Origin of the sequence: Streptomyces sp. 1222.5, assembly GCF_900105245.1 — a bacterium.
GTDB classification, from domain to species: Bacteria; Actinomycetota; Actinomycetes; order Streptomycetales; family Streptomycetaceae; genus Streptomyces; species Streptomyces albidocamelliae.
The window spans coordinates 6,268,082-6,280,926 of the sequence record NZ_FNSZ01000001.1 but is presented as its reverse complement, the minus strand read 5'-3'; the positions used below and the strand labels follow the sequence as shown (position 1 = coordinate 6,280,926).

Sequence of the window (12,845 nt, the reverse complement as noted above, 5' to 3'; positions counted from 1 at the left end):
CTAACGGCGTGAGGCGATCGCCTCGTACACCATGCCGACGAGCAGTTCGTCGGCGTCCCGGCGGCCGAACTCGCTTGCCGCGCGGGACATCTCGTAGAGCCGGTGCGGGTCGCCGAGCACGGGCAGGACGTTCTGCTGCACCCACTCGGGCGTGAGCTCCGCGTCGTCGACGAGGAGCCCGCCGCCCGCCTTGACCACCGGCTGGGCGTTCAGCCGCTGTTCGCCGTTGCCGATGGGCAGCGGGACGTAGGCGGCCGGGAGCCCGACGGCGGAGAGTTCGGCGACGGTCATCGCGCCCGCGCGGCAGAGCATCATGTCGGCCGCGGCGTACGCGAGGTCCATCCGGTCCAGGTAACTTACCGGGAGATAGGGGGGCATCCCCGGCATCTGGTGCACCTGCGGCAGTTCGTTCTTCGGGCCGACCGCGTGCAGGATCTGGATGCCGGCCTGCTGGAGCCACGGGGCGACCTGCTGGACGACCTCGTTCAGCCGCCGGGCGCCCTGGGAGCCGCCGGACACGAGCAGCGTGGGCAGGTTCGGGTCGAGGCCGAATCGGGCGCGTGCCTCCGGGCGCACGGCGGCGCGGTCCAGGGTGGCGATCGAGCGGCGCAGCGGGATGCCGATGTAGCGGGCGTCGCGCAGCTTGCTGTCCGGGGTGGAGACGGCGACCCGGGCCGCGTATCGCGAGCCGATCTTGTTGGCCAGGCCCGGGCGGGCGTTGGCCTCGTGGATCACGATGGGCACACCGAGCCGCTTGGCGGCCAGGTAGGCGGGCAGGGCGACGTAGCCGCCGAAGCCGACCACGGCGTCCGCCTTGGTGCGCTCCAGGATCTGCTCGGCGGCCTTGATCGTGCCGCGCAGCCGGCCCGGGACCGTGATCAGTTCAGGGGTGGGCTTGCGCGGCAGCGGCACCGCCGGGATCAGCGCCAGCTCGTAGCCGCGCTCCGGGACGAGCCGCGTCTCCAGACCGCGCTCCGTGCCCAGGGCCGTGATTCCCACGGTCGGGTCCTGCCTGCGCAGGGCGTCCGCGAGGGCGAGCGCTGGCTCGATGTGGCCGGCGGTCCCCCCACCGGCGAGTACGACATGCACCGAAATTCACCGCTCTCCGGACGAACGCGCCGCTGTGGCACGCCGTCGCATCGTGTTCCATCTCCGAGGCCCCCGCTCGGCACCGGAGCCTCCCGCCCGCTTTCTACCAAAGCGAGGTTGCCGCGTCGCAAGCGCCGCCCGCGCAGCGGGCTCGTCGCGCGCGAAGGCGATCAGCAACCCGATGGCGAACATGGTCGGCAGCAGGGCGGACCCTCCGTAGGAGAACAGCGGGAGGGGGACGCCGGCGATCGGCAGCAGGCCGAGCACCGCACCGATGTTGATCACCGCCTGGGCGGTGATCCAGGTGGTCACACCTCCCGCGGCGTACCTCACGAAGGGGTCCTCCGTGCGTCCGGCCACGCGGATACCCGCATAGCCTAGAGCCGCGAACAGGGCGAGTACCGACAGCGTCCCCGACAGGCCCAGTTCCTCACCGGTGACGGCGAAGATGAAGTCGGTGTGGGCTTCGGGGAGTTGGCCCCATTTTTCCACACTTGCGCCGAGACCGGATCCGAAGAGTCCGCCGGAGGCCAGGGCGTAGATGCCGTGCACGGCCTGCCAGCAGTCGGCGACGCCCGCCTTGGGTTCCGTGGCGCCGATGCAGGCGAGACGGGCCATCCGGTTGGGGCTGGTCTTGATCAGGACCACACCGATCAGGCCGGCGATCGACAGCACGCCGGCGAACAGCCGGGTCGGCGCGCCCGCGAGCCAGAGCAGGCCGAACAGGATCGCCGTGAGAATGATCGCGGTGCCCATGTCGCCGCCGAGCATGATCAGCCCGAGCAGCATGAAGGCGACCGGCACCAGGGGCACCAGCATGTGCTTCCACTGGGTCAGCAGCTTCTTGTCCTGCTTGCGGGCGATCAGGTCCGCGCCCCACAGCACGAGGGCGAGCTTGCCGAACTCGCTGGGCTGGATCTGGAAGGAGCCGCCGAGGGAGATCCAGTTCTGGTTCCCGTTGACCGCCATCCCTATCCCGGGTACCTGCACCAGGACCATCAGGAACACGGCGCCGGCGAGGATCGGGTAGGCCAGGGCCCGGTGCAGCTTCACCGGCATCCGGGAGGCGGCGAACAGCAGCGCGCCGCCGATGAGCGCGGCGAGCGCCTGCTTGCGGAAGAAGTACGACCCGGGCAGCGACAGCTGCAGCGCGGTGATCTGGGAGGCCGAGTAGACCATCACCAGACCCAGCACGGTGATCAGCACGCTGCCGCCGAGGATCAGGTAGTAGGCGGTCAGCGGCCGGTCCCAGGCCCGTTTCGCGCGCCCGTAGAAGCGCTGTACGGGGTTCTCGCGCGCGGGACGGGACACGGCCGGGCGCCGGGACGCCCGCTGCACGGGTGGCCGGCCGGTACGGCTACTGGGCATCGGCGCCTCCGCTGCGCGTCGACCGTCCCACGCGTCCCTCCCTAGATCCGCCCGGCGGGCGGCCGGGGTCAGGCGCGCAGTTCGCGGACCGCCGCCGCGAAAGCGTCACCGCGCTGGTTGTAGTTGGTGAACATGTCCATGGAGGCGCAGGCCGGGGCCAGCAGCACCGTGTCGCCGGGCTGAGCGAGCCGCTTCGCTTCCGTCACCGCCTGGAGCATCGCCCCAGTGTCGGTCCGGTCGAGGTCCACCACGGGTACTTCCGGGGCGTGTCGCGCGAGGGCCTCGCGGATCAGCGCGCGGTCGGCACCGATCAGGACGGCGCCGCGCAGCCGCTTGGCCGACGTGGCGACGAGTTCGTCGAAGGTCGCGCCCTTCGCCAGACCGCCCGCAATCCATACGATCGGTTCATATGCCGCCAACGAGGCTTCCGCGGCATGGGTGTTCGTCGCCTTGGAGTCGTCGACGTACGCGACCCCGTCGATGTCGGCCACGTGCGCGATGCGGTGCGCGTCGGGACGGAAGTTCCGCAGGCCTTCGCGGACGGCGGCGGCGGGCACCCCGAAGGCGCGCGCGAGGGCCGCCGCGGCAAGGGCGTTGGCGATGTTGTGCGGGGCCGGCGGGTTGACGTCGGAGACCTCGGCCAGCTCCTGCGCGTTCTTGTGCCGGTCCGGCACGAAGGCGCGGTCGACGAGGATGCCCTCCACGACGCCGAGTTGGGAGAGCCCGGGCGTGCCGAGGGTGAACCCGACGGCGCGGCAGCCCTCCTCGACGTCGGCCTCGCGCACCAGGTCCTCGGTGCGCCCGTCGGCCACGTTGTAGACGCATGCCACCTGGTTGCCCTCGTAGACGCGGCCCTTGTCGGCGGCGTACGCCTCCATGGAGCCGTGCCAGTCGAGGTGGTCGGGGGCGAGGTTGAGGACGGCCGCGGAGTGGGCGCGCAGGGAGGGCGCCCAGTGCAGCTGGTAGCTGGAGAGCTCCACGGCGAGCACGTCGTACCGCTCCTCGCCGAGGACCACGTCCAGCAGGGAGACGCCGATGTTGCCGACGGCGGCCGTGCGCAGGCCCGCGGCCGCGAGGATGGAGGCGAGCATCTGCACGGTGGTGGTCTTGCCGTTGGTGCCCGTCACGGCCAGCCAGGGGGCCGCGTCGGGTCCCCGCAGGCGCCAGGCCAGCTCGACGTCGCCCCAGATGGGCACGCCGGCCTTCCCGGCCGCCAGGAACAGCGGCTTGTCGGGCTTCCAGCCGGGCGCGGTGACGATCAGCTCGGTGCCCTCGGGCAGGGTCGCGCCGTCGCCGAGGCGCACGGTGATCCCGAGCGCCTCCAGCTCCGCGGCCTGTTCGCGCGCGCGTGCGTCGTCACCGTCATTGACGACCGTGACGACCGCCCCGCGCGCGTGCAGCACCTTGGCCGCCGGGACGCCGGAGACGCCGAGCCCGGCGACGGTGACGTGCTTGCCCTGGAGTTCGAAGGTCCCCGAAGGCACCGAGGAGGTCACTTGTCCGCTGCCCATCCTGCGTAGAAGAGGCCGAGTCCGACAATCACACAGATACCCTGGATGATCCAGAATCGGACCACCACGAGGACCTCGGACCAGCCCTTGAGTTCGAAGTGGTGCTGGAGTGGCGCCATCCGGAAGACGCGCTTGCCGGTGAGCCGGAACGAGCCGACCTGGATGACGACCGACATGGTGATGAGGACGAACAGGCCGCCCATGATGGCCACCAGCAGCTCCGTGCGGGAGAGGATGGCCAGGCCGGTGAGGACGCCGCCGAGGGCGAGCGAGCCGGTGTCGCCCATGAAGATCTTCGCGGGCGAGGTGTTCCACCACAGGAAGCCCAGGCAGGCGCCCATCAGCGCGGAGGCGATCACGGCCAGGTCGAGCGGGTCGCGCACCTCGTAGCAGGCGCCCGGGTTGGTCAGGGTCTGCGCGTTGGCGCAGGACTCCTGGAACTGCCAGACGCCGATGAACGTGTAGGCGCCGAAGACGAGGACGGAGGCGCCGGTGGCGAGGCCGTCCAGACCGTCGGTCAGGTTCACGCCGTTCGACATGGCGAGGATCATGAACAGCGCCCAGACCACGAACAGCACCGGGCCGATCGACCAGCCGAAGTCCGTGATGAAGGACAGCTTGGTGGAGGCCGGGGTGTTGCCGCGGGCGTCGGAGAACATCAGCGACAGCACCGCGAAGCCGATGCCGACGATCAGCTGGCCGGCCATCTTCGCCTTGGCCCGCAGGCCCAGCGAACGCCGCTTGACGATCTTGATGTAGTCGTCGAGGAAGCCGACCAGGCCCATGCCGGACATCAGGCCGAGGACCAGCAGACCCGAGTAGGTCGGCGCGTAACCGGTGATGAGCTTGCTCAGGAAGTACGCGGCGATCGTCGCCAGGATGAAGGCGATGCCACCCATGGTCGGCGTACCGCGCTTGCTGGCGTGCTCGCGTGGGCCGTCGTCGCGGATGTACTGGCCGTAGCCCTTGCGGGCCAGCAGCTTGATCAGCAGCGGAGTGCCGACCAGCGTCAGGAAGAGGCCAATGACTCCCGAGAACAAAATCTGCTTCATCATCGGGCGGCAACCTCACCCTCGGCACCGGACTCGACGAGCGCCTGGGCAACGCTCTCCAGCCCCACCGAACGGGACGCCTTCACGAGTACGACGTCCCCCGGGCGCAACTCGCTGCGCAACAGGTCGATCGCCGCCTGTGCGTCGGACACGTGCACCGACTCCTCACCCCACGAACCCTCGTTATATGCGCCCAGTTGCAGCCAGGAGGCCTCAATCCCCCCGACGGCGACGAGCTTGCTGACGTTGAGCCGGACGGCGAGCCGTCCGACGGCGTCGTGCTCGGCGAGCGCCTCGTCCCCCAGCTCGGCCATCTTGCCGAGCACCGCCCACGTGCGGCGCCCCTTGCCCATGGCCGCGAGCGCCCGAAGGGCGGCCCGCATGGACTCGGGGTTGGCGTTGTAGGCGTCGTTGACGATGGTCACGCCGTCCGGGCGCTCGGTGACCTCCATCCGCCAGCGGGAGAGGGAGCCCGCCTCGGAGAGCGCGAGAGCGATCTCTTCCGCGGACATGCCCAGCTCATGGGCGACGGCGGCCGCGGCGAGCGCGTTCGACACGTGGTGCTCACCGTACAGGCGCATGGTCACATCGCTTGCACCGGAGGGTGTGTGAAGCCTGAAGGCGGGCTGTCCGCTGTCCGTGAGTCGCACGTTCTCGGCGCGTACGTCCGCTTCGGCCGACTCTCCGAAAAGGACCACCTTCGCCTTGGTACGGGAGGCCATCGCCCGGACCAGCGGGTCGTCGGCGTTGAGGACCGCCGTACCGCCGTCCGCCGCCGGGGGCAGCGCCTCGACGAGTTCGCCCTTGGCCTGGGCGATCTGCTCACGGCCGCCGAACTCGCCGATGTGGGCGGTGCCGACGTTGAGCACCAGGCCGATCCGCGGGGGCGTCAGTCCGGCGAGGTACTGGATGTGTCCGATGCCGCGGGCGCCCATCTCCAGCACGAGGAACTTCGTCTCCTCGGTGGCGGACAGGGCGGTCAGCGGCAGCCCGATCTCGTTGTTGAGCGAGCCCGGCGTGTACACCGTCGGCGCCTTGCGCCCGAGCACCTGGGCGATGAGGTCCTTGGTGCTGGTCTTGCCCGCGGAGCCGGTCAGGGCGACGAGGGTGGCGCCGAGCCGGCGTACGACGTGCCGGGCGAGGGCGCCGAGGGCGGTCTGCACGTCCTCGACCACGATCGCGGGGACACCGACCGGCCGGGACGCCAGCACGGCGACCGCACCTGCCCCGGTGACCTGAGCCGCGTAGTCGTGGCCGTCCACGCGCTCGCCGACGAAGGCGGCGAACAGGCTGCCGGGGACCACCTCGCGGGAGTCCCGGACCACCGGTCCCGTGACCTGGACGGACGGATCCGGTATGTCGTGCGTCTGCCCGCCGACGACTTCTGCGATCTCGGCGAGGGAGAGGGCGATCACAAGTTCATCCCTGGGTCTTCTGGATAGCTTCGCGGAGCACCTGGCGGTCGTCGAAGGGACGGACCACGCCGGCGATGTCCTGGCCCTGCTCGTGGCCCTTGCCCGCGACCAGCACGGTGTCGCCGGGCTGCGCCCGGCCGACTGCGGCGGCGATCGCGGCGGCCCGGTCCTCGAAGAGGAGCACCTCGCCGCGCTCGTGCGCGGGCACGGAGGCCGCGCCCTGGAGCATGGTCGCGAGGATCGCGAGCGGGTCCTCGGAGCGGGGGTTGTCGGAGGTCAGCACGGCCGTGTCGGACAGCCGGGCCGCGGCGGCGCCCATCGGGGCGCGCTTGGTCTGGTCGCGGTCGCCGCCGCAGCCGAGGACGACGTGCAGACGGCCCTTGGTGACCTTGCGCAGCGCCTTGAGCACCGACTCGACCGCGTCGGTCTTGTGGGCGTAGTCGACGACCGCGAGGTAGGGCTGCCCGGCGTCGACGCGCTCCAGCCGGCCGGGGACGCCCGGCACGGCCGCGACGCCGTCGGCGGCGACCTGCGGGTCGATTCCGGCCACGGCGAGGGCGACGATCGCGGCGAGGGTGTTCGCCACGTTGAAGGGCCCCGGCAGCGGCGACCTGGCGTGCACCCGCTCGCCCTGGGGGCCGACGACGGTGAACGTCGAGTCCATGGGACCGACCTCGACCCCCTCGGCGCGCCAGTCGGCGTCGGGGTGGCCCTCGGCGGAGTACGTGACGACCGGGACGGTCGCCTCGGCGGCGAGCCGGCGGCCGTACTCGTCGTCGGCGTTGACGACGCCGAGTTTGCTGCGCCGCGGGGTGAACAACTGTGCCTTGGCCCGGAAGTAGTCCTCCATGTCGGAGTGGAACTCCATGTGTTCCGGGCTGAGGTTGGTGAACACGGCGATGTCGAAGACGCAGCCGTCGACCCGGCCGAGGACCAGGGCGTGGCTGGAGACCTCCATGGCGACCGCCTCGACGCCGCGTTCACGCATGACGGCGAACAGGGCCTGGAGGTCGGTGGCCTCGGGGGTGGTGCGCTCGGACTTGATGCGCTCGTCGCGGATCCGCATCTCGACGGTGCCGATGAGGCCGGTGCTGCGGGTGGTCCTCAGGCCGCCCTCGACCAGGTAGGCGGTGGTGGTCTTGCCGGAGGTGCCGGTGATGCCGATCTGGAGCAGTCCGCGGCCCGGCCGGCCGTAGATGGTCGCCGCCAGTTCGCCCATCCGCGTGCGCGGGTCGTCGACGACCAGGACCGGCAGTCCGGTCGCGGCGGCGCGTTCGGCGCCCGTCGGGTCGGTGAGCACGGCGGCCGCGCCCAGGCCGGCGGCCTGGGTGACGAAGTCGGCTCCGTGCAGGCGGGCGCCCGGCAGCGCGGCGTAGAGGTCGCCGGGGCGGACGGCGCGCGAGTCGTGGGTGATCCCCGTGATCCCGGCGGAGTCGGCGGGTGCGGCGGTACCCAGCTGATCGGCGAGCTCCGCGAGGGGTGTGGCGGAGACCTGAACCGGTCGCGGCGGTCCCGGATATGTCACGGAAGCGCCCTTCTGGGTGGTTTGGGACTGATCAGCGTGTGGCACGGCGGTGAGCGTACCGGGCGCACCCGCTCCGGAGCGAAGTGGAGGGTTCTCGGCCCCTTGGTTCCCGGCGTTCGGGGTGATCGTTGTCACGAGCTCGTTCCTGGTGTTTCCGGGGCGCTGATCACGGCTTGATCAGGGCTTGTAGTCGACGGGCAGGCTGGCGGACTTCGCGCCGGTCGGCGGGACCTGGAGGGTCTTCAGGGCGAACTCCATCACCTGCTTGTAGATGGGCCCGCAGATCTGGCCGCCGAAGTAGCTGCCGACGGTGGCGTTCTGGATCGCGCAGTAGACGGTGATGCGCGGCTTGTCCGCGGGCGCGAAACCGGCGAACGACGACGTGTAGCCGCGGTACCTGCCGGTGGCCGGATCCACACGGTTGGCCGTGCCGGTCTTGCCCGCGACCCGGTACCCGGGGATGCGGGCCTTCACGCCGGTGCCCTGCTCGTCGTCCACGACGGACTCCAGCATCCGGGCGAGTTCCCTGGCGGTCTTGGCGCCCACCACCCGGGTCTCCTCGGGTTTCGGCGCCGGGGTGAAGCGCCCGTCGGCGCCCTTGGTGCCCCGCAGCAGGGACGGCTCGACCCGGACGCCGCCGTTGGCGATGGTCGAGTACACGGAGGCGGCCTGCATCGCGTTGATGGAGAAGCCCTGGCCGAAGGGGATCGTGTACTGCTGCGAGGTGGACCACTTCTGCGGCGGGGCGAGGATGCCGCGGGTCTCGCCGGGGAAGTCGAGCCCGGTGTAGCCGCCGATGCCGAACTTGCGCAGGTACGAGTAGAGGACCTTGTTGGCCTCGGGCTGCGTTTTGCCGAGTTCGCCGGTGGCCAGGATGGTGCCGATGTTGCTGGACTTGGCGAGGACGCCGTTCAGCGTGAGGTTCCAGGTGGCGTGGTCGATGTCGTCCTGGAAGAGACGGTCCCCGCGGTGCAGCCGGTTGGGTACGACGACGTGGGTGAGCGGGGTCGCCACGTTCCGCTCCAGCACGGCCGCCATCGACATGACCTTCGCCGTGGAGCCGGGCTCGTAGGCGTCCTGGAGGGCCGCGTTGCCCATGGCGTCGCCGTCGGCCTTCGACAGGTCGTTCGGGTCGAAGCCGGGAGAGTTCGCCATGGCCAGGACCTGTCCGGTGCGGGTGTCCTGGACGACGACGTACCCGCGGTCGGCCTTGGACTTCTTCACCTGCTCGCTGATCGCGTTCTGCGCCGCCCACTGGATGTCGCGGTCGATGGTGAGCTCGACGTCGGAACCGGGCACGGCGGGCGTCTCCGTGGACCCTGCCGTGGGCACCTCGCGGCCGCCGGACTGGGCGTAGCGGACCTTGCCGTCCTTGCCGGAGAGCTGCTTGTCCAGCTGCTGCTCGATGCCGCCGCCGCCCTTGCCGTCGGCGTTGACCCAGCCCAGTATCCCGGCGGCGAGATCGCCGTTGGGGTACACGCGCTGGCTGCTGGGGTCGGCGAAGACGCCGGCCAGCACGTTGACGGTGCCGCGGTCCGTCTCGGACTTCTTGGTGAGCGCGCTCTTGAGGTCCTTGATCTGCTTCCAGACCTGCGGAGTCTGCCGGGTGGCGAGCCGGGCGTAGCGGGAGTCGGGGTTGGCGGGCCGGAGCTTCTTGACGAGCTTGTCCCGGTCCTGGCCGAGGATCGGCGCGAGCAGCGTGGCAGCCTGCTCGGGGCCGTCGTCGACCTTCAGCTGCTTGGCCCGGAACATCGTCGGGTCGGCCGTGATGTCGTAGGCGTCCTCGCTGATGGCGAGGGCCACGCCGTTGCGGTCGGTGATGCCGCCGCGTTCGGCCGCCAGGGTGTGGACCACGTAGCGGTTCTGCTCGGCGCGGGCCGCGTAGGCGCTCGCGTCGACGGCCTGGACCTGGAGCAGCCGGACGACGAACGCGAGCAGCACCAGGGTCAGGGCGAGGGCGACCAGGCGCAGCCGGGGCCGGGGGCTGCCGAGCCGGAGCGGCGGCGGGGGCATGGGCCGGGACCCGCCCGGGCGGCGGGCCGGGCGGGCGGCGGGCCCGGGCCGGCGCCGGACGGCCTCCCGCGGCCGGGGTGGCCTGGCGGGCGCGGGCACGCGGCGGCGCGGCGGTTCCCTGTCGGACACTTCCGTCACCTGCCGGGGGTCGGGGTGGAGGCGGACTGGGGCTGGGCGGGCGGCGGCGCCGGCGCCGGGGCGGAGGCCGTGGGCGCGCCCTGGGGCCGGGCGGGCGGCGCGGTGCCGGCCGCCGTGGGGGCCGGGGACGTGGAGAGGCCGACGGCCGGGTCCATGGTCGCGGGTGCTCCCGGCCCGGTGAGGGCGGCGGGCTCGGGGGCGGCGGGGCTCGGGACGCCCCTGACCCTGCCGTCGGGGTCGAGGAAGGCGGGGTCGCCGCCGGGGATCATGCCGAGCGCGCGGGCGCGGCGCTGCAGGGCGTCGGGGGACGAGTAGGCGTCGATGTCCCGCTGCAGGGCCTGTTCCGCGTCGGTGAGGTTCTTCGTCCGCCTCTGCAGGTCGGCGAGGCGGAACGAGCCCTCGCTGAGCGCGGAGTTCAGCACCAGCAGCCCGATGAGGCCGCCGCCGAGGAGCAGGACGACGAGGAGGACGAACGGGGCGCGGGCCGCCCTGGCGCGGCCGGCCGGGAAGAGCCGGGCGAGCCGGGCCGCCCGGCCTTTCAGTGCGGGTTTGCTGCCCATCACTCCCCCAGCGGGGCGGAGTGGCTCCCCCGGTCGGCCGGGGAGGCGCTCCCCCTGCGGGTGGGGGAATGGAACCGACCCGTGTCGCTCACTCGGCGTCCTCCCTGATGCGCTCGGCGCCCCGCAGCCGGGCGGGTGCGGCGCGGCGGTTCTCGGCGACCTCTTCCTCGGTGGGAAGTTCGGCACCGCGGGTGAGCAGCTTGAGCCTCGGCTGGTAGCGCTCGGGCACGACCGGCAGCCCGGGCGGCGCGGTGGACGCGGCTCCGGCCGCGAACACCTGCTTGACCAGGCGGTCTTCGAGCGAGTGGTACGACAGCACGGCGATGCGTCCGCCGACGCCGAGGGCCTTCACGGCGGCCGGGATCGCCCGCTCCAGGACGGACAGTTCGCCGTTGACCTCGATGCGCAGCGCCTGGAAGGTGCGCTTGGCCGGGTTGCCGCCGGTGCGCTTGGCGGCCTGCGGCAGGGAGTCCCGGATCAGCTCCACGAGCCGTGCGCTGTTGCTGAACGGCTCCTTCTCGCGCTCGCGGACGATCGCCGAGACGATCCGCTTGGCCTGCTTCTCCTCGCCGTACGCGCGCAGGATGCGCACGAGTTCGCCCGCCGGGTAGGTGTTGAGGACCTCGGCGGCGCTGATGCCGGTCGTCTGGTCCATGCGCATGTCCAGCGGCGCGTCCTGGGCATAGGCGAAGCCGCGGTCGGCCTCGTCGAGCTGCATGGAGGACACGCCGAGGTCGAACAGCACGCCCTGCACGCGCGGGACGCCGAGCCGCCGCAGCACCTCGGGGAGCTCGTCGTAGACGGCGTGCACGAGGGAGGCGCGGTCCTGGTACGGCGCCAGCCGCTCGCCGGACAGGCGCAGCGCCTCCTTGTCCCGGTCGAGGCCGATCAGCCGTGCCTCGGGGAACCGGGCCAGCAGTGCCTCGCTGTGGCCGCCGAGGCCGAGGGTGCAGTCGACGACCACGGCTCCCGGGCGCTCCAGGGCGGGCGCCAGCAGATCCAGGCACCGCTGAAGCATCACCGGGACGTGTCGACTCTGGCTCAAGGGGGCCTCTCAGGATCCGGCGTGGCCGTACGCACCGCCGGGTCCCCGCCCGCTCGTGAACGGGAGGCCTGCCGGCGCCGGAAGCGACAGCCGACCGGAAGCGGGAGGAGGCCGAGCCGTACGTACGCGCCGCGCACGTGGGGAGACGGTCCGGGCGGGTGCCGGGGTCTCCGGGGACTTCACCAGCAGGGAGGGCCTCGCCTCCCGCTTCGCGCCACTTTAGTCCACCCTGTCTCGCGGTCAATCAACCGGCCTGCGCGTCGCGTACCGCCTCACGGCCGGGACCACAATTCGAACGGGTTCATCCGGGTGACACCGGGTTCGCCTTCGTGTGGATTGGCTCACAACAAGCGGCGATGGCGTTCTTTGTCCCCACTCACATCGGGCCGGACCAGTACGTGACCAGTAACGTCGTCGGCATGACGACTTCAGCAGCAGTGCCCACCGGACCCGAAGGGGCCATAACGACCGGCGGTACCGTCACCGACCGCCTCGTGGACGCGAACCAGCATTACGCCGAAGCCTTCACCGACCCCGGCATGGACGCCCGCCCGGTTCTCCACGTCGCCGTCGTCGCCTGTATGGACGCCCGGCTCGACCTGCACAAGGCCCTCGGCCTCCAGCTCGGCGACTGCCACACGATCCGCAACGCGGGCGGCGTGGTCACCGACGACGTGATCCGCTCCCTGACGATCAGCCAGCGCAAGCTCGGCACCCGCAGCGTCGTGCTGATCCATCACACCGGCTGCGGCCTGGAATCCCTCACCGAGGAGTTCCGCACCGAGCTGGAGATGGAGGTCGGCCAGCGTCCGGCGTGGGCGGTGGAGTCCTTCCGGGACGTCGACCAGGACGTGCGGCAGTCGATGCAGCGGGTGCGCACCTCGCCGTTCCTGCTGCACACCGACGACGTACGCGGGTTCGTCTTCGACGTGCGCACCGGTCTGCTGCGTGAGGTCGACCCGGTCTGACCGGAGCACCGGCCGGCCGCCCCGGACCATCCCGCCCTCCCCGTATCGAAAATGTGGTCGGAAAAGCCGTAAGGCCGACATCGTGCGGGCAGTTGTCCACAGGCGAGTGACACGAATCGGTAACGGCAGCAAGAATGCGGGGTGTGGCGTCACGCGGAACT

At 71.6% G+C, this 12,845-nt stretch carries 10 protein-coding genes; 1 reads left to right on the top strand and 9 read right to left on the bottom strand.

Annotated features, from left to right (window positions below; genetic code table 11):
- From murG to rsmH, 9 genes are all read right to left on the bottom strand, one after another.
- Complete coding sequence (murG, locus tag BLW57_RS28365; RefSeq protein WP_093478373.1) at positions 1–1,089, bottom strand: undecaprenyldiphospho-muramoylpentapeptide beta-N-acetylglucosaminyltransferase; 1,089 nt, start codon at positions 1,087–1,089, stop codon at positions 1–3.
- A gap of 6 nt (positions 1,090–1,095) precedes the next feature.
- Entirely contained in the window at positions 1,096–2,457 is a 1,362-nt protein-coding gene (gene ftsW, locus BLW57_RS28360) for a putative lipid II flippase FtsW (protein ID WP_093478372.1), read from the bottom strand.
- 68 nt (positions 2,458–2,525) lie between these two features.
- Positions 2,526–3,968 (bottom strand): UDP-N-acetylmuramoyl-L-alanine--D-glutamate ligase, encoded by a 1,443-nt coding sequence (murD, locus tag BLW57_RS28355; RefSeq protein WP_176985763.1) that lies wholly within the window; start codon positions 3,966–3,968, stop codon positions 2,526–2,528.
- Complete coding sequence (mraY, locus tag BLW57_RS28350; RefSeq protein ID WP_093478369.1) at positions 3,950–5,020, bottom strand: phospho-N-acetylmuramoyl-pentapeptide-transferase; 1,071 nt, start codon at positions 5,018–5,020, stop codon at positions 3,950–3,952. The genes murD and mraY overlap by 19 nt, the downstream gene beginning before the upstream one ends.
- Positions 5,020–6,435 (bottom strand): UDP-N-acetylmuramoyl-tripeptide--D-alanyl-D-alanine ligase, encoded by a 1,416-nt coding sequence (gene murF / locus BLW57_RS28345; protein ID WP_093478367.1) that lies wholly within the window; start codon positions 6,433–6,435, stop codon positions 5,020–5,022. Before murF ends, mraY begins: the two co-directional genes overlap by 1 nt.
- A gap of 4 nt (positions 6,436–6,439) precedes the next feature.
- Positions 6,440–7,960 carry a UDP-N-acetylmuramoyl-L-alanyl-D-glutamate--2,6-diaminopimelate ligase gene (locus BLW57_RS28340; RefSeq protein WP_093478366.1) on the bottom strand — a complete coding sequence of 507 codons (1,521 nt, stop codon included), beginning with the start codon at positions 7,958–7,960 and terminating at the stop codon, positions 6,440–6,442.
- Between the two features lie 177 nt (positions 7,961–8,137).
- Positions 8,138–10,102 carry a peptidoglycan D,D-transpeptidase FtsI family protein gene (locus BLW57_RS28335; protein ID WP_305656976.1) on the bottom strand — a complete coding sequence of 655 codons (1,965 nt, stop codon included), beginning with the start codon at positions 10,100–10,102 and terminating at the stop codon, positions 8,138–8,140.
- Positions 10,103–10,107: 5 nt separating this feature from the next.
- On the bottom strand, positions 10,108–10,671 hold the full coding sequence (locus tag BLW57_RS28330; protein ID WP_093478363.1) for a cell division protein FtsL: 564 nt from the start codon (positions 10,669–10,671) through the stop codon (positions 10,108–10,110).
- An 88-nt stretch (positions 10,672–10,759) separates the two neighbouring features.
- Complete coding sequence (gene rsmH / locus BLW57_RS28325; RefSeq protein ID WP_093478362.1) at positions 10,760–11,716, bottom strand: 16S rRNA (cytosine(1402)-N(4))-methyltransferase RsmH; 957 nt, start codon at positions 11,714–11,716, stop codon at positions 10,760–10,762.
- A 419-nt stretch (positions 11,717–12,135) separates the two neighbouring features.
- On the opposite strand from rsmH, the gene BLW57_RS28320 reads away from it, so the two are divergent.
- Positions 12,136–12,684, top strand: a complete 549-nt coding sequence (locus tag BLW57_RS28320) for a beta-class carbonic anhydrase (protein ID WP_093480929.1) — start codon at positions 12,136–12,138, stop codon at positions 12,682–12,684.
- Positions 12,685–12,845: the final 161 nt, after the last annotated feature.

What these genes read in the sequence shown, in the direction of transcription:
- ftsW (WP_093478372.1), bottom strand. Translation starts at nt 2,457, where the DNA reads ATGCCCAGTAGCCGTACCGGCCGGCCACCCGTGCAGCGGGCGTCCCGG.
- murD (WP_176985763.1), bottom strand. Translation starts at nt 3,968, where the DNA reads ATGGGCAGCGGACAAGTGACCTCCTCGGTGCCTTCGGGGACCTTCGAA.
- mraY (WP_093478369.1), bottom strand. Translation starts at nt 5,020, where the DNA reads ATGAAGCAGATTTTGTTCTCGGGAGTCATTGGCCTCTTCCTGACGCTG.
- BLW57_RS28330 (WP_093478363.1), bottom strand. Translation starts at nt 10,671, where the DNA reads ATGGGCAGCAAACCCGCACTGAAAGGCCGGGCGGCCCGGCTCGCCCGG.
- BLW57_RS28320 (WP_093480929.1), top strand. Translation starts at nt 12,136, where the DNA reads ATGACGACTTCAGCAGCAGTGCCCACCGGACCCGAAGGGGCCATAACG.